The organism is Streptomyces sp. NBC_00162 (assembly GCF_024611995.1).
Taxonomy (GTDB): Bacteria; Actinomycetota; Actinomycetes; order Streptomycetales; family Streptomycetaceae; genus Streptomyces.
Genome location: NZ_CP102509.1, coordinates 2,371,984 through 2,388,800, shown reverse-complemented (window position 1 = coordinate 2,388,800; position 16,817 = coordinate 2,371,984). Strand labels below are relative to the sequence as shown.

Annotated in this window: 13 protein-coding genes; 6 read left to right on the top strand and 7 right to left on the bottom strand. The window is 73.4% G+C overall.

Annotated elements, in window-relative coordinates; genetic code table 11:
- Window positions 1-175: 175 nt before the first annotated feature.
- The gene (gene rsgA, locus JIW86_RS11365) at window positions 176-1,285 is read left to right on the top strand and encodes a ribosome small subunit-dependent GTPase A (RefSeq protein ID WP_257553648.1); all 1,110 of its coding nucleotides are present in this window, start codon (window positions 176-178) and stop codon (window positions 1,283-1,285) included.
- Window positions 1,286-1,310: 25 nt separating this feature from the next.
- Here rsgA and JIW86_RS11360 read toward each other — a convergent pair whose 3' ends face one another.
- From JIW86_RS11360 to JIW86_RS11350, 3 genes are all read right to left on the bottom strand, one after another.
- Window positions 1,311-1,682: a PPOX class F420-dependent oxidoreductase gene (locus JIW86_RS11360; RefSeq protein WP_215148069.1), complete on the bottom strand. Its 372-nt coding sequence runs from the start codon at window positions 1,680-1,682 to the stop codon at window positions 1,311-1,313.
- Between the two features lie 71 nt (window positions 1,683-1,753).
- Window positions 1,754-2,239, bottom strand: a complete 486-nt coding sequence (locus tag JIW86_RS11355; protein ID WP_257553647.1) for a DUF456 domain-containing protein — start codon at window positions 2,237-2,239, stop codon at window positions 1,754-1,756.
- 24 nt (window positions 2,240-2,263) lie between these two features.
- Window positions 2,264-3,241, bottom strand: a complete 978-nt coding sequence (locus JIW86_RS11350) for a helix-turn-helix domain-containing protein (RefSeq protein WP_257559289.1) — start codon at window positions 3,239-3,241, stop codon at window positions 2,264-2,266.
- Between the two features lie 199 nt (window positions 3,242-3,440).
- Between JIW86_RS11350 and JIW86_RS11345 the strand changes: the two genes are divergently transcribed.
- From JIW86_RS11345 to JIW86_RS11330, 4 genes are all read left to right on the top strand, one after another.
- Window positions 3,441-7,208, top strand: a complete 3,768-nt coding sequence (locus JIW86_RS11345) for a S8 family peptidase (RefSeq protein ID WP_257553646.1) — start codon at window positions 3,441-3,443, stop codon at window positions 7,206-7,208.
- Between the two features lie 102 nt (window positions 7,209-7,310).
- Window positions 7,311-8,711 (top strand): protein phosphatase 2C domain-containing protein, encoded by a 1,401-nt coding sequence (locus JIW86_RS11340; RefSeq protein WP_257553644.1) that lies wholly within the window; start codon window positions 7,311-7,313, stop codon window positions 8,709-8,711.
- A 61-nt stretch (window positions 8,712-8,772) separates the two neighbouring features.
- The gene (locus tag JIW86_RS11335) at window positions 8,773-10,515 is read left to right on the top strand and encodes a pyruvate dehydrogenase (RefSeq protein WP_257553643.1); all 1,743 of its coding nucleotides are present in this window, start codon (window positions 8,773-8,775) and stop codon (window positions 10,513-10,515) included.
- Window positions 10,516-10,690: 175 nt separating this feature from the next.
- Complete coding sequence (locus tag JIW86_RS11330) at window positions 10,691-11,077, top strand: ATP-binding protein (protein ID WP_257559288.1); 387 nt, start codon at window positions 10,691-10,693, stop codon at window positions 11,075-11,077.
- A gap of 36 nt (window positions 11,078-11,113) precedes the next feature.
- Here JIW86_RS11330 and JIW86_RS11325 read toward each other — a convergent pair whose 3' ends face one another.
- Window positions 11,114-12,172 (bottom strand): DUF2637 domain-containing protein, encoded by a 1,059-nt coding sequence (locus tag JIW86_RS11325; RefSeq protein WP_257553642.1) that lies wholly within the window; start codon window positions 12,170-12,172, stop codon window positions 11,114-11,116.
- 196 nt (window positions 12,173-12,368) lie between these two features.
- A complete protein-coding gene (locus JIW86_RS11320; protein WP_257553641.1) occupies window positions 12,369-13,229 on the bottom strand; it encodes a (2Fe-2S)-binding protein in 861 nt (286 codons plus the stop codon).
- A gap of 103 nt (window positions 13,230-13,332) precedes the next feature.
- On the opposite strand from JIW86_RS11320, the gene JIW86_RS11315 reads away from it, so the two are divergent.
- Complete coding sequence (locus tag JIW86_RS11315) at window positions 13,333-13,998, top strand: GntR family transcriptional regulator (protein ID WP_257553640.1); 666 nt, start codon at window positions 13,333-13,335, stop codon at window positions 13,996-13,998.
- 32 nt (window positions 13,999-14,030) lie between these two features.
- Here the strand turns inward: JIW86_RS11315 and JIW86_RS11310 are convergent, their stop codons facing one another.
- Together JIW86_RS11310 and JIW86_RS11305 are read right to left on the bottom strand one after the other, a co-directional pair.
- Window positions 14,031-14,798 (bottom strand): hypothetical protein, encoded by a 768-nt coding sequence (locus JIW86_RS11310; RefSeq protein WP_215146407.1) that lies wholly within the window; start codon window positions 14,796-14,798, stop codon window positions 14,031-14,033.
- A gap of 180 nt (window positions 14,799-14,978) precedes the next feature.
- Window positions 14,979-16,658 (bottom strand): PucR family transcriptional regulator, encoded by a 1,680-nt coding sequence (locus JIW86_RS11305; protein WP_257553639.1) that lies wholly within the window; start codon window positions 16,656-16,658, stop codon window positions 14,979-14,981.
- Window positions 16,659-16,817 lie beyond the last annotated feature (159 nt).

Here is a 16,817-nt window from a genome sequence, read left to right as displayed (position 1 = left end):
CGATCCGGAGGTGAGCCAGTTGATGAATGTCATCGCGCAGGGCACTGCCCGCATTCAGAAGACCATCAATGTCACTTCCGTGGTCTCCGGCTGACCTCACACCACTTCGCGCACCGCCGCCGCTGAGCGAGCGAGCGGGCGCGCGCTGCCGGGGCCACCCTGTGAAGGGTTCCCCTTGTCTTTCTCTTCTTTCCCGCAGGCATCCTCGCTCTCGCACGCGCTCAGCCCCTTCGGCTGGGACGAAGCCTGGGCGGCCGAGTTCACCCCGTACGCCGAGCAGGGCCTCCTGCCCGGCCGCGTCGTACGCGTCGACCGCGGTCAGTGCGACGTCATGACCGAGGACGGCATCGTCCGCGCCGACACCGCCTTCGTCACCCCGCACGACCCACTGAGGGTCATCTGCACCGGCGACTGGGCAGCGGTCGAGCCGGCGGGCAACCCGCGCTACGTGAAGGCGTACCTGCCGCGCCGGACCGCCTTCGTACGGTCCACCTCCTCCCAGCGGTCCGAGGGACAGATCCTCGCCGCCAACGTCGATCACGCGATCATCGCCGTCTCCCTCGCCGTGGAACTTGACCTGGGGCGCATCGAGCGCTTCCTGGCCCTGGCGTGGGAATCGGGGGCGCAGCCGCTGGTCGTCCTCACCAAGGCCGACCTGGTCCCGGACCCGGCGACGCTCGGGCACCTGGTCCAGGACGTGGAGACCACCGCGCCCGGGGTCCGGGTACTGACGGTGTCCTCCCTCACCGGGGAGGGCACGGACGTCCTCGCCGCCGTCGTCGGGGGCGGTACGAGCGTGCTGCTCGGCATCTCCGGCGCCGGCAAGTCCACGCTGGCCAACACGCTGCTCGGCGCCGACGTCATGGAGGTCCAGGAGGCCCGCGAGGTCGACGGCAAGGGCCGTCACACGACCACGACGCGCAACCTGCTCGCCCTGCCGGGCGGCGGCGTCCTGATCGACACGCCCGGACTGCGCGGCGTCGGCCTCTGGGACGCCGGGACCGGGGTCGGCCAGGTCTTCTCGGAGATCGAGGAGTACGCGGAGTCCTGCCGCTTCCACGACTGCGCGCACGAGGCGGAGCCGGGGTGCGCGGTGCGGGCCGCCGTGGACTCCGGAGAGCTGCCGGAGCGGCGCCTGGACAGCTACCGCAAGCTGCTGCGCGAGAACCAGCGGATCGTCGCGAAGACGGACGCGCGGCTCCGGTCGGAGATCCGCCGTGACTGGCGGCTCAAGTCGGCGGAGGGCCGCGCCAACTACGCCGCGAAGCGGTCCGGCCGGGCCTAGGACGCCCTAGTGCGGGTCCCGACGGTCAGAGACCCCACACATGCACCCGGTCCGGGTGGATGCGGATGACCTCCGGGCTGAAGTGGGGGCCCAGGGAGTGCGGGCCGGTCTCCAGCGTGGCGTGGCCGCGGATCTCGATGCCGCGGACACGCCACGGGCGGGTGCTCACCAGGTCGTCCACGACCAGCGCCAGCCGCGGGTTCCGCTGGAGGTTGCGCCACTTCTTCGTCGTCCCCATGGCCAGCCCGCCCACCAGGATCGTGCCGTCCTCCTGCGGGAAGAACCCCACCGGGTTCGCCTGCGGCTGCCCCGCCGCGTCCACGGTGGCCAGGCGGCCCAGCCGCTGGGAGCGGAGGTACGCCAGCTCGGCCTCGCTGAATCCCTCGAAGTCCGTCATGGCTGCAAGCCTCGCAGGCACCGCGGCCGGCCGCATCGGGCTCCGGTCCCAGGACCGGAGCCCGGGGCCGGTCAGACGCCCGCCACCACCACGCCCAGCCACGCCCCCGCCACCAGCAGGCACGCGAACAGTTCCACCAGCACACTGGTCCCCACCGCCCGCATCACCGCCCGTACCGACGCCCACGCCTCGCCGTGCGTCCCCAGGCGGAGCCTCTCGCAGAGGTAGATGCCGCCCACGAAACCAGGGACCGCCCCCAGTACCGGGATCAGCACGAAGCCCAGTACCGCACCGGCGCCCGCGAACACCACCATCCGGCGGGTCACCCCCACCCCCCGCAGCCGCCGCGGCGGGAGCAGCCACTTCACCACCTGGACCACCAGCAGCAGGGCCGTCGCCGCGACCAGCAGGGTCCACGCCGTCGCCGACCGCACGTGCAGCGTCCACCACAGCAGTCCCGCCCACACCAGCCAGGTTCCCGGTACGCCCGGCACCAGCACCCCGAGCGTCCCGAGCAGCAGCACCAGCCCCACCAGGAGCAGCTGAGGCAGATCCATCTGCTCAGCCTGACCGACCAGGGGCTATCGGGCCACCCAGCCCCGTTCGTAGGCGTGCCAGCCCAGCTGGAGCCGCGTCGTGACCCCCGACAGCTCCATGAGGCCCTTGACCCGCCGCTGCACCGTCCGCAGGCCCAGCTCCAGGTGCTTCGCCACGCTCGCGTCCGTCATCCCCGCCAACAGCAGGGTCAGGATCTCCAGGTCGGTGGCGTCCGGGCCGCCGTCCGACTCCTCGGGCGCGCCCGACGCGCCCAGCCGCAGCGGCAGCGACTCCCGCCACACCGCCTCGAACAGGCCCGTCAGGGATTCCAGCAGCCCCGACGCGTGCACCACCAGCGCCGCCGGCTCCGCGCCGCGCGCCGTCAGCGGGACCATCGCCAGGGTCCGGTCCGCGATCACCAGCTTCGTCGGGACCTCGCCCGTCACCCGGACCCGTTCGCCCCGGGCCAGCGCCGTCGACGCCTCGCGGATCCCCCTCGGCAGGGTCAGCACCTCCCGTTCGATCACCACCCGGTAGTCGACCCCGCGTACGGAGGCCCGGTCCTCCGCCTCGTTCTCCGTGCCCGTCACCACCTGCGGCCGGCCGCTGACCAGCGCGCACACCTCCTTCTCCGCGCCCAGCTGGAGCTGGTGGAAGCGGTGCGCCACCGCGCTCGCCCCCTGCACCACCTCCACGAGGTCGTGCACCGCCGGCTCGGCCGCCTCCACCCGGTACTCCTCCGCCAGCAGCGCCGCCGCCAGCTCCGCCTGCTCCAGCTCGTGCCGCTGCTGGGTGAGGAGCGCCCCGAGGGCGACCCCGGGCGGCGCCGCCACCCAGCGCCCCGGGCGCGCCGAGGACTGGGCGGCCAGGCCCTGGCGCTCCAGGTGCCGCAGCGCCCGCTCGGTCTGCGGCACCGGCAGGGTCAGCCGGTGTGCGAGGTCGGGCACCTCCGCCGCCCCCAGCGCCACCAGCGCGCGGTACGCCGACTCCTGGCCCTCGTCGAGGCCTATCGCACCCAGCAACCCGAACACCCACCTCTCCACGCAGCCCCTGGCGGGAAGCGGCCACGGCGCAAACCCGCCGCGGACATCATCGCCGCACCCCCCGGCTCTCTGTAAAGGTCATGCCACCGCAGCACCAACATCCGCTGGCCAGAAGCCATTTACGCGGCAGCTTTGCCGTGCAATGCAGTAGTTGGCCGGAATTCACCTGGGGAGAGCGATGCGCCCGATATCGCGAACGACGCTCGGGGCGGCAACAGCGGCCGTCCTGGCCGTCACCGCCGTCGGCCCGTCGGCGGCACAGCCGAGCGACGGAGCGCCTGGAGAGAGACCACTCGTGGGCAGCGAGGCGGCCGGAAAGCAGCCCACCGCCCCCGTCACGGTGACCCTCGTCACCGGCGACCGGATCCTGGTCTCCACCGACGCGGCCGGCCGCACGGCCGCCACCGCCATGCCGCGCGCGGACGGCTCGCAGCCGGTGGTGCAGACCCGCCAGTCCGGCAAGGACCTCTACGTCTACCCGGAGAGCGCGGTGAAGGCCCTCGCCGCGGGCAAGGCCGACCACGAGCTCTTCAACGTCACCGGCCTCATCCGGCAGGGCTACGACGACGCACACGCCAAGAAGCTCCCGCTCATCGCGGTCTACGACGGCTCCGTGAACGTGGCGCGCAGCGCCCCGCCCGCGCCCCGCGGCGCCGACCGCTCCCTCGTCCTCGGCTCCATCGGCGGCGTCGCCCTCTCCGCCGACAAGGAGCAGGCCGCCGCGTTCTGGGCCGACGTCACCGGTACGGACGCCCGCGCGCGCTCCGTCTCGGGCGGACTGAAGAAGCTGTGGCTGGACGGCAAGGTCCAGGCGAACCTGGAGCGCTCCACCCGGCAGGTGAACGCCACCGCCGCCTGGGCCGCCGGATACGACGGCAAGGGCACCAAGGTCGCCGTCCTGGACACCGGCACCGACCTCGAACACCCCGACCTCAAGGGCCGCGTCGCCGACTCGAAGAATTTCACCGACTCGGACACCGACACGGACCGGCAGGGGCACGGCACCCACACCATCTCCACCGTCGGCGGCTCCGGAGCCGAGAGCGGCGGCGCCAAGAAGGGCGTGGCCCCCGGCGCCGAACTGCTCAGCGGCAAGGTCCTCAACGACGGGGGCTACGGCCTCGACTCGTGGATCATCGCCGGCATGGAGTGGGCCGTCGCGAGCAAGGCCGACGTGGTCTCCATGAGCCTCGGCGACCCCTCCCAGACCGCCTGCGACGACCCGCTCGCCGCGGCCGCGGAACGGCTCTCCCAGCAGGGCCCGCTCTTCGTCATCGCCGCCGGCAACTCGGGCCCCGGCAACAACACGGTCTCCTCTCCCGGTTGTGCGGCCAGTGTGCTGACGGTGGGCGCCGTCGACCGCGACGACACCACGGCCGTCTTCTCCAGCCGCGGCCCGGCCGGACTCCAGCACACCCTCAAGCCCGAGATCGCCGCCCCCGGCGTCGGGATCTCCGCCGCCGCGGCGGGCGGCCGCGGGGTGTACGCGTACCAGGGCATGTCGGGGACCTCGATGGCCACCCCGCACGTCGCGGGCGCCGCCGCCATCGTCAAGCAGCGCCACCCCGACTGGACCTCGCAGCAGGTCAAGGCGGCCCTCGTCGGTTCGGCGAACACCGCGGTGCCCGGGGACGTACGGGAGACCGGCGGCGGCCGCCTCGACGTGCAGGCGGCCATCGACACCACCGTCACCGGCGCCCCCGCCGTCCAGGGCGGCACGTACAACTGGCCGCAGGACCGCAGCGACCGGACGACCGTGCAGGTCCCGTACACCAACACGGGCACCGAGCCGGTCACCCTGAACCTCGCCGTCGAGAAGGTCACCGGCAACGACGGCTCCGCAGTCCGCAGCCAGGTCGCCCGCCTCGACCGGCGCACCGTGACCGTCCCGGCCGGCGCCACCGTCACGGTGCCGCTCGCCCTCGACCCGGCCGCCGAGCTGGCGCGCTCCCAGTACGGGGACGTCACCGGCCGGATCGTCGCCACGGCGAACGGCGTGCGCGTCTCCACCCCCTTCTCGCTGTACGTCGAGCCGGAGACGGTGACCCTGCGCGTCAAGCTCGTGGACCGTGCGGGCAAGCCGGCCGCCGGACCGTCCTCCCTGGACGTGATCGGCACCGACGACGCCACCGGCGAGCGCCGCTTCAACGACGGCTCCGTCGACCAGGTCTACCGGGTCCGGCCGGGCGCGTACTTCCTCTCCGCCTTCGTCGGCACCCCCGACGCGGGTGAGGGAGACGACCGGCTCATCGACTCCCTCACCTACCTCGGCCGCCCGCAGGTCGAGGTGAAGAAGGACACGACCATCGTGCTCGACGCCCGCAAGGCCGGGCGCCTGGCCGTCGAGGCCGACAAGCCGGCCGAGGCCCGCAACACCACCCTCGGGTTCGCCCGCAGCTGGGACGACGTGTGGCTGCACGCCGGCACCGCCGCGGGCGGCCGGACCATCCGCGGCTTCTACTCCTCCGTCGAAGGCCGTGCGAAGGACGGCGAGTTCGAGTTCGGCAGCTACTGGCGGGCGGCCGCGCCGCTGGTCTCCGAGCTGAAGGTCGCCGGCGGTCCGGTCCTGCACCCGATCACCGCGTCCACCGGCAGCGACAACCTCGACGGAAACGGCAGCGCGCCGCTGGTCGACGCGGGCGCCGGCACCCCCGGGGAGCTCGCCGCGGTCGCCGCCAAGGACGCGGTCGTCCTGGTCAAGGTCACCGACGGGGCGCTGTACGAGGTCGCACAGAACGCGCAGGCCGCCGGCGCCAAGGCGCTGCTCGCCTACCGTGAGGCTCCCGGCCGCTGGGTCGGCTTCACCGGCTACGCGGGCGGCGCGCTGCCCGCGCTGGCCATCGAGACCGCCGAGGGCAAGGCGCTGCTGGCCCGCCTGGCGGCGGGCAAGGTCACGCTGTCCTGGAAGGCCACCGCGAACAGCCCGTACGTCTACTCCCTCGCCTTCCCCGAGACGGGAGAGGTCAAGGGCGCTCACACCTACCGGGTGCGCGACCGCGAGCTCGGCCAGGTGGAGTCCACCTACAACTCCATGGGCGTGGCGGCCGACTTCATCGACCTGGCCGGTGCCTACCGGCCGATCGGCAGCGCGGTGTACTTCGGCGGGATCGAGACGGTCGCGACGCCGGGCAAGCGCACCGAGTTCTACACCGCCGGGGACACGGCCTGGGACCAGATGCTCTCCAGCAGCTTCCCCTGGGGCGAGTTCATGGTCGGCGAGCAGCACACCTACGCCAAGGGACAGAAGACCGCCGCGAGTTGGTACGACGGGGTGACCGCCCCGGTCGCGCCGCGCGACCTCTCCGGCAAGGAGACCCTGGCCGCCGAACGGCAGGGCAACCTGATCGGCTTCGCCGCCGCCATGTGGGGCGACAGCCGCCACGCCGCCCAGCCGGGCTCCTTCGGTGACATCGGCAGCCTCCAGCTCAAGCGCGACGGCGAGGTCATCGGCGAGAGCTGGTACCCGTTCGGGGTCTTCGAGGTCCCGGCCGAGGCGGGCCGGTACGAACTGACCCAGGCCATCGAGAAGATCGGCCCGCCCGCGCGGGTCTGGCAGCGCTCCACGTCGGTCCAGACGACCTGGGGCTTCACCTCGAAGCTCGACGCGTCGGCGTACTCGCAGGGGCTGCCGATCCTCTTCCCGCGGTACGCGGCCCCGCTGGACGGGATGAAGACGGTCGCGGCGGCGAACGGCCAGAGCATCGGCCTGAGCGTCACCGGACACGCGGGCTACGCGCCCGGCGCGCTGAAGTCGGCGAAGCTGTCGTACTCCTACGACGGTGAGCACTGGACCGAGGCGAAGGTGAGCGAGCGCGCAGGCAAGTGGAGCGCGGTCGTGGACCACGCCGGGGCCAACGGCAAGCAGGTGTCGCTGAAGGTCGAACTGACCGACGCGAACGGTGCCTCCGTTACCCAGGCGGTCGCGCGGGCGTACGACGTCCGCTAGTCCGTACGGGTAAGGGTGGAAGGGTCCACCGGGCGGCGGCCCGGTGGACCCTTTTCGTGCATTCGGCGTTTTCCGCCCCCGCCGGAGGCCGAGAATGAGGGCATGAGTCAGCAGGGCGCGGACGACTGGTGGCAGAAGCTCTACGAGGACCCGGAAGCCGGACCGGCACCCGACCCGGGGGACACGCTGGACCACCGCTTCCGTTCGGCGGCGGGCGTGACCACGGACCCGGGAGCGGTTTCGGCGCCGGGCCACGAGCCGGTGCGGCCCTCGCCGCCGCCCGCCCCGCCGAAACCCCCGCCTGCCCCTGAGGCGCTGCTCCCGGGCCCCCGCCGCTCCCCGCCGCCGCCCCCGCCGGGATGGCCCCCCGCGCCGCCTTCGGCCGCCGTGCCGCCCCCGCGCGATCCGAGGCAGCAGGACGCCACCGGGTACGCGCTCGGGGGTGTGGACGTGCCGCCCGTACGAGCCCCCGAACCGCCGCCCGAACTGCCCGTGTGGCGGTGGGAGGTGCCGCGCGCCGAAACCCCGGAGCGGCCCGCCGAGGCCGCGCCGCCCGCGCCGCCGCCCGCGGCCGCGCCCGCTCCCGTGCCGGAGCCGCCCGCCGCCGGGCGGCCTGAGGTGCGCCACCTCGGCGACCGCGCCCCCACCTACGCAGCCGAGCCCGGCGCGCTCCCGCCCGCCGACCCGGCCGCCCTGGACGGGCTGACCCCCGACACCGTCCTGGAGGGCGCCCGCTACGGCACCTACACCCTGCGTGCCGCCTCCCTGCGCGGGGACTCCGCCCGGTTCCGCGGCGAGCCCCGCCGCGACTTCCTCCTCACCGCCCGGTTCGGCGGCGGCGACGACGCCCTGGTCCTGGTGGCCCTCGCCGGCGGCGACCGGGCCGCCCCCGGAGCCGCGGAGGCCGCCGCCGAGCTCTGCCGCACCGTCGCGGCGGCCGTCGGGCGGAGCCAGGAGCGGCTGGCCGACGACATCCGGGCCGGGCGCCGCGACGCCCTCCGCTCGGGCCTCCAGCGCCTCACCGACCGGGGCTACGGGCGGCTGCGGGCCCGCGCCGCCGAGCTGGGGCTCGCCGAGGAGGCGTACACCGCCGGACTGCGCGGCCTGCTGCTCCCGGTGGACCCCGAATGCCGGACCCGGGTGTGCTTCGGCTCCGGCGCGGGCGGGCTGTTCCGGCTGCGGTCCGGAGAGTGGCAGGACCTGGAGCCGCTGGAGGAGCGCACCGCCGACCCCCGCAGGCCCGGAGAGCCGGGAGAGCCCGCGGAGCCCGCCGACGGGGGCTTCCGGTTCCGCGCGTCCGTGGCCCACCCGGGCGACACCCTGCTGCTGTGCTCCGGCGGGCTGGCGGAGCCGATGCGCGAGGAGCCGGTCCTCCCGGCCGAGCTCGCCGCGCGCTGGGCCGAGCCGGAACCGCCCGGCCTCGCGGCCTTCCTCGCGGACACCCAGCTCCGGCTCAAGGGCTACGCCGACGACCGCACCGCCGCCGCGGTCTGGGAGGCGTAACCGGCGCATACATGGCTGGATGGGAGGCACACGCGACGGAGAACCGAAGGGTGCTTCCCCCATGGCCAAGCAGAACGTGGCAGAGCAGTTCGTCGACATCCTCGTGCGCGCCGGCGTGCGCAGGCTGTACGGGGTCGTCGGCGATAGCCTCAACCCGGTGGTGGACGCGATCCGCCGGACGGATGGCATCGACTGGATCCAGGTCCGCCACGAGGAGACGGCGGCCTTCGCGGCCGGCGCCGAGGCCCAGATCACCGGCCGCCTGGCCGCCTGCGCGGGCTCCTGCGGCCCGGGAAACCTGCACCTGATCAACGGCCTGTACGACGCCCACCGCTCCATGGCCCCGGTCCTCGCGCTCGCCTCGCACATCCCCTCCTCGGAGATCGGCCTCGGCTACTTCCAGGAGACCCACCCCGACCGGCTGTTCAGCGAGTGCAGCCACTACAGCGAGTTGATCTCCAACCCCCGGCAGATGCCGCGGGTGCTCCAGACCGCCATCCAGCACGCCGTCGGCCGCAGCGGGGTCGGCGTCGTCGCGCTGCCCGGGGACATCGCCGCGGAGCCCGCCCCGGAGAAGTCGGTGGAGCACGCGCTCGTCACCGCCCGGCCCTCGGTCCGCCCCGGCGACGGCGAGATCGAGAAGCTGGTCCGCCTCGTCGACGAGGCCGACAAGGTCACGCTCTTCTGCGGCAGCGGCACCGCCGGGGCGCACGCCGAGGTGATGGAGTTCGCCGGCCGGGTCAAGGCGCCCATCGGGCACGCCCTGCGCGGGAAGGAGTGGATCCAGTACGACAATCCGTACGACGTCGGTATGAGCGGGCTCCTCGGCTACGGCGCGGCCTACGAGGCGACCCACGAGTGCGATCTGCTGATCCTGCTCGGCACGGACTTCCCGTACAACGCCTTCCTCCCCGACGACGTGAAGATCGTCCAGGTGGACATCCGGCCCGAACACCTCGGGCGCCGCTCCAAGTTGGACCTCGCGGTCTGGGGAGACGTACGGGAGACCCTGCGCGCCCTGAACGCGCGGGTGAAGGCCAAGACGGACCGCCGCTTCCTGGACCGGATGCTGAAGAAGCACGCGGACGCCCTGGAGGGGGTGGTCAAGGCCTACACGCGCAAGGTGGAGAAGCACACACCCATCCACCCCGAGTACGTGGCCTCGGTGCTCGACGAACTCGCCGACGAGGACGCCGTGTTCACCGTCGACACCGGCATGTGCAATGTGTGGGCGGCGCGCTATCTTTCCCCGAACGGCAAGCGGCGCATCATCGGTTCCTTCAGTCACGGCTCCATGGCCAATGCCCTCCCGCAGGCCATCGGCGCACAGTTCACCGACCGGGGCCGTCAAGTGGTGTCGATGTCGGGTGACGGCGGTTTCTCGATGCTGATGGGAGATTTCCTCACCCTGGTGCAGTACGACCTGCCCGTCAAAGTGGTCCTCTTCAACAACTCATCCCTCGGTATGGTCGAGTTGGAGATGTTGGTTTCCGGCCTGCCCTCCTACGGAACGGCGAACAAGAACCCCGATTTCGCCGCCATCGCCCGCGCGGCGGGCGCGTACGGGGTCCGCGTGGAGAAGCCCAAGCAGCTCACAGGGGCTTTGAAGGACGCTTTCCGGCACAAGGGACCCGCTCTGGTGGACGTGGTGACCGATCCCAATGCCCTGTCGATTCCGCCGAGGATCAGCGCCGAGATGGTGACCGGATTCGCACTTTCGGCCAGCAAGATCGTGCTGGACGGCGGGGTGGGCCGGATGATCCAGATGGCTCGATCCAACCTCCGCAACGTGCCCCGCCCTTGAGCCCGCAGGAGTGCGGACCGGTCCGGGGGGCATGCATCCCGTAGACCTGTTCGAGAGCAATGAACGCGGGAGGTAGACCGCCGTGCGGGTGGGGGCGAACACGGGGAAACTGTGGAAGAGGGGCCGGCCGGTACCGCGGGAGCCCTCCGTCGAGGACGGGGGAGCGGCGGACGCGCTGGAGATCAGCCGGAGCGTGCGCCGGGCGGATCTGAAGGCCGTGGGCGAAGTCCGGCGGTCCTTACGGGAGTTACTGCGCCACCGGTGCCGGGCCGATGCCGCGGAGGTGGCCGAACTCCTGGTCACCGAGCTCGTCACCAACGCCCTCGTCCACACCGAGCAGGGCGCGGAGGTCTCCGCGAGCCTCGCCGCCGCCCGGCTGCGGGTGGAGGTCCGGGACTACGCCTCCCGGCGGCCCCTGCCGTACGTACCGACCGCCGACGACGGTACGCACGGCCGGGGGCTGGTGCTGGTGCAGGCGCTCGCCGACGCGTGGGGCGTGGACGTGGTGGAACCGGGCCGCGGCAAGGTGGTCTGGTTCGAACTGGACGGAGGGCTCGCCTGAGCGGGCGAGCCCTCCGGGGTCCGAGGCCGGGACCGGTCAGCCGAACTGCTGCTCCAGGTCCTTGAGTTTGCGTTCCAGTGAATCGAGCCGCGGGATCGTCTGGGTGTCGTCCTCGGCGGTGAGGTCCACCGTCCGGGGGCCGGTCACCTCAAGGGACTCGGTCCTGCTGACGGCCTGCAGGGAGGGCCTTCGGCGCGGGGGCAGTTGTCCCGAATCCGGTATGGCCGGCTCCGCGCCGACCGGCGCGGAGCCCGCTCCCTGCGTCAGTTCCGGGAGGTCGACCTGGCGGGCGCGGGTCCGCCCGAAGGCCCGGTGCTGCCGGCCCAGCGCCCTGATGTGCGCACGGTCCAGGCGGTGCTGCTCCCGCCTGCGGTGCCGGTCGTTCTCCTTCTCCTTCTTGTCCTCGCGCACCTCGTCCACGGCCTCGTCGAGGGTGCGCACCCCCTCCAGCAGCATGAGCGACCACGCGCCGAAGGTCTCCCGGGGGGCCCGCAGCCAGCGGACCATCCGGATCTGCGGCAACGGCCGGGGGATCAGGCCCTGTTCGCGCAGCGCCGCCCGGCGGGTCTGCTTGAGGGCCCGGTCGAAGAGGACGGCCGCCGAGAGGGACATGCCGGCGAAGAACTGCGGGGCCCCGTCGTGGCCCATCCCGCGCGGTGCGTGCACCCAGTTGAACCAGGCGGCCGCCCCCGCGAACAGCCAGACCAGCATGCGCGAGCCGAGGGCCGCGTCACCGTGGCTGGCCTCGCGGACGGCGAGCACCGAGCAGAACATGGCGGCGCCGTCGAGGCCGAAGGGGACCAGGTACTCCCAGCCCCCGGAGAGGTTGAGGTTCTGCCGCCCGAAGCCGACCAGCCCGTGGAAGGAGAGCGCGGCGGCGACCGCCGCGCAGCAGAAGAGCAGGACGTAGGAGGCGGTGCCGTAGACGGCCTCCTTGCGCCTGCGGCGCTCCTCGCTGCGCTCCCAGCTGTCGTCGGCAGCGGCCTTCTCGCTCTCGCGCTTGCCACGGGCCAGTACCGCAACTGCCGCAAGTACGCCCAGGATCAGCAGGCTGCCGGGCAGCAGCCAGTCCAGCGATATGTCGGTCAGTCTCATGCGGGTGTCCCTTGCCTCTGCCTCGCGTGTGCGGCCTTCCGGCGCCATAGTGGCGCAGCGGATCGGCCCGGCACGCCGGTTTCGGGGCAAGTGGACGCCATCGGGGGGCGGGGCCCGCCGGATAGGGTGTTGTAGCTCGAACTAGCGCCCGTACGAGCTGAGTTGAGTTCGAATAGCGTCACCCTTGGGGGTGGGTTCAGCTCGGGATTGCCTCGGCCGCCGCCGTGAGCCGGGCGATACGGTCCGCGTCGCAGGTCCGGGGGCAGGTGACGCAGGTGTCGTCCGGCCGGATCGTGTAGAAGAGGCAGCAGCTCGCCCGGTCCCGGGTGGGCAGCTCGCCGCCGTCCGGCCCGGCGAGCGTACGGAATCCCGCGCCCCCCGTGTACGGGGCGGTCGAGCCGGGCAGGAGCGCCTCCAGCTCGGCCATGGCCCGCTGCTCCTCGCCGAGCAGGTGGCCGACGTACCAGAGGCTCTCGACGACCTCGTCGGTCACCATGCCCCACAGGGCGCGGCGGCCGCGCCGCATGCGCGGGCCGAAGCCTGCCAGCACCGGCTCGAGGTGCTGGGCCACCGCTGCCCGCACCTCGGCGCGCAGCGCCTCCTCGTCGGGCACGACCCGGGCCCCGGGGAGAGCGGCCGCCGGGTCGTCCGGCAGGCAGGAGAAACTTTCGACGTGTACGGCCATCCGGCCCAGCGTCCGGTGGAAGGCCACCCGGGAGGCCGGGAGCCGCGGGACCCGCCGGTGCAGGAACCACGGCACGGTGATCAGCAGGCAGGCCGGCCACGCGTACCGGTGCAGCCCGAAGCTCGCGACCACGTCGGGGCGGGCCTGTTGCCCGTAGTCCCGCAGCACCTGGGCGTCGTCCCAGGCGAGGAAGGCGTCCAGGGCCGGTCCGCCCGCCGCGAGCTCGTCCGCGCCGACCCAGCCCGCACCGCTGGGGGCGGGGTCGTGCGCGGACCGCTCGACGACCAGCAGCCCGGCGTAGGCCTCGGCCAGCCGGGCGTACGCGTCCGCCACCGGGGAGGAGACGGCGGGGTGAACGGCCGTGACGGTCATGACGGACCACCAAATCGCGCGATCGTTAACAGGTTAGCCTTACCTTACCCGAACTCGATCAGGCCGTATCCTCGGGACAGGCCGACATCCCGAGGAGGACCGAGTGCACGACACGGCCCGAGCCCGGGTACCGGCTCAGACGCGGAAAGTGCTGCGCCATTCGGTGCGCGGACAGATCCTCGACGCGCTGCGCGCGGCGCTGGTCGACGGTGAGCTGGTGCCGGGCGAGATCTACTCGGGTCCGGCGCTGGGCGACCGCTTCGGCGTCTCCGCGACCCCCGTGCGCGAGGCGATGCAGCAGCTGGCCCTGGAGGGGGCGGTGGAATGCCTCCCGAACCGGGGCTTCCGCGTCCTGTCGCGCACGCCGCGCGAGCTGGCGGAGCTGGCCGAGGTACGGGCCATGCTCGAGGTCCCCGTCATGCTCCGGCTGGCCCGTTCCGTGCCCGCGGCGACATGGGAGGCCCTGCGGCCGGCCGCGGCCGCCACGGTGGAGGCGGCGGCGGCGGGCGACGTACCGGGGTACGCGGAGGCGGACCGGGCCTTCCACCGCGAGATCCTCGCGCTGGCCGGGAACGACCAGCTGGTCCAGGTGGCCGAGGAGCTCCACCGGCGGGCGCAGTGGCCCCTGCCGGGCGCTCCGCGGGTGCGGCGGGCGGAGCTCGTCGCCGACGCGGCGGAGCATGCGGCGCTGCTGGAGGCCCTGACCGCCGGTGACCTCCCGGTCGTGGAGTCCCTGGTCCGCGAACACTTCACGGGCTCCGCCCCCTGACCCGGGGCGGAGCGCCGTGTGGGTGCCGGTGGCTACGCCGCGGGCGAAGGGGCGGGGTGGAGCTGGTCCGCCAGCCAGGTGGGGATGCCGCCCAGGAGGTGGAACAGGCGGCGGGCCTCCGCGCGGAGACGGGCGGCCTCGGGCTCCGGCTCGGCTTCGGCCAGCGCGGCCAGCGCCGGGGCCGTGCCGATCAGGAACCCCAGCTCCTCCCGGATCCGCAGGGACTCCAGGAAGCCGTGGCGGGCCTCCGCGACCTCACCGTCCCGCAGGGCCAGCGCGGCCAGGTGCCGCCAGGTGAACGACAGCAACAGGGTGTCCCCGTGCGCCTCGGCCCCCGCATGGGCCCGGTGGTACGCCGGCCGCGCCGACTGCGGGGCGTCCGCCAGATGCTCGGCGACCAGGCCCCGCCGGAAGTCCAGCAGCGGACGGGTCCGGGACCCCGGCGACAGCAGGGCCGCCGCCCGGCCCAGCGCGGATCGGGCCTCGTCGGCCCGGTCCCGTACGCCGAGCACGGTCGCGGCGTACGCCAGCTGGCCCCGCTCGCACGCGGCCGCCCCGCGGTCGTCGTCGTCCTGCGCGACCGCCTCGGCGACCCGCAGCGCGTCCTCGGCCTCGGCCCAGCCCTGGCCCGTGAACAGGCACCGCTCGACCAGCAGCGCGGTCCGCTGCACGGCGGCTCCCGCGTTTCCCAGGTGCGGCGTCAGCAGCGCCGCCGCGTCGGTCCAACAGCCGCGCGAGCGCAGCCGCCATATCGCCCGCTGGAGGGGGTCTTCTCCCCCGGTAGTTCCGGCACCCGACATGGCGGTATCCGCCACATTGCCCTCCCCGAAGCAACCAAGCAGCACATCATTGAGCCCTGGGGCGAAATGAGAGCACGGATCTGCGGCTCCGGCCAAGGGGTCGGGTGAACTCTTTCACAAAGTCCGGACGGATCATCAGCCGCCCCGGGCCGGAACCCGTCGGCCCCGGGGCGGATCTTCTCAGCTCATGCGCAGTGCCAGGAAGAAGTCGAGCTTGTCCTCCAGCCGGGACAGGTCACGCCCCGTCAACTGCTCGATTCGCCCGACCCGGTAGCGCAGCGTGTTGACGTGCAGGTGCAGCCGCGTCGCGCAGCGGGTCCAGGAGCCGTCGCAGTCCAGGAAGGCCTCCAGCGTCGGAATCAGCTCCGCGCGGTGGCGCCGGTCGTAGTCCCGCAGCGGGTCCAGCAGCCGGGCCGTGAAGGCGCGCCGCACGTCGTCCGGCACGAACGGCAGCAGCAGCACGTGCGAGGCCAGCTCGTGGTGTCCGGCCGCGCAGACCCGGCCCGGGCGGGCCGCGGCGACCCGGCGGGCGTGCCGGGCCTCCTCCAGCGCCCCGCGCAGCCCCTCGGCGGAGTGCACGGCCGCGCTGACGCCCAGCGTGAGCCGCCCGTCGTCGGCCAGACCGGCCTGCAGGGGGTCGCGTACGGCCGAGAGCAGCTCGTCGGCGTGCAGGGCCGAGTCGGGGCCCTTGTCCTCCCCGCCCTCCCCGGTCAGCGAGGGCAGCGGCACCAGGGCGATGGCCTCGTCCCCGGCGTGGGCGACGGCGATCCGGTCCGAGGGCTCCGGCCCCGAGACGGACGGGTCGACGAGGATCTCCTCCAGCAGCGACTGGGCCACCGGGCCGCCGGGGATGTCCCCGCCGTCCCAGTCCACCCGGGCCACGACGACCTGCCAGTGCGGGGCCGCGCCCAGGCCGGGCAGCAGCACCGGCGCCGCCACCCGCAGGCGGGCGGCGATCTCGGCGGGCGGAGCACCCGTCTGGACCAGTTCGAGGACCTCTTGTGCGAGACGGCGGCGCACCGTGCGGGCCGCGTCGCGCCGGTCCCGCTCGACGGCGATCAGCTGGGTGACGCCCTGGAGCAGGTCCAGGCGCTCGGCGGGCCAGTCGCCCGCGTCCGCCTCCACGGCCAGCAGCCAGTCCGACAGCACGCTCTCGCGCACGTCCCGGGAGCCCGGCCCGGTGGCGCCCCGGCCGTGTCCCCTGATCGGGAAGAGCGAGTAGGTAATACCCTGAATGGAGATCCGGTGCGGTCCCCTGCGGCCCGTCCGGACCGCCGCGAGGTGCTCACTCGCCAGGGCCGCGCAGACGCCCGGTGCCAGCGGCTCGCCCGCCCCGGCGATCTGCCGGCCGGTGGGGGACAGCACCCAGGCCCGGAGATCGAGGTCGGTGGTGAGCAGATCCAGCACCACATCCGGTCCACCGCCCGCAGGACCCGAGGTCATCAGGCGCCGGTGGCGGTCCACGACGGCCGCGAGATCGCCCGCGCGCTCTCCGGAGACCTGCCGCACCACGTACTCGGTGATCGTGGCGAATGCAACGTCCTCGTTCACGGCGAACAGCGGCAGACGGTTGCGCACACAGGCCGAGACCAGATCATCCGGGATGGCTCCCAGCTCCGCCTCGCCGGCGGCGAGCCCGGCGACGCCCGCGCTCGCGAGGATTCGTACGAACGGCTCGGAATCGGCTGAATTTCTACGCCAGGCCAGGCCGGTGAGGACGAGCTCGCCCCCGGTCAGGTATCGGCTGGGATCACGCAGGTCGGTCGTCATGACCCCGCGGACCGTCCGGTCGAGTTCATCCTCGCCGCCCAGCAGCCGCAGCCCCAGCGCCTCGGTTTCCAGCAGTGCGCGCAGCCGCATGATGTCGCCGCCGATCTGTCTCGAATGTTGCCGTTGGAAATCGGGCAGGTCGTTGCATCCTGCCTTTCATACGAATCTACAAGACGAGGGAGGCCGTCAGCCAACTCCTTCATGGTTTCGGTGACTGCACCCGGGGGACAGGCGGCCGGTGTACTGAGT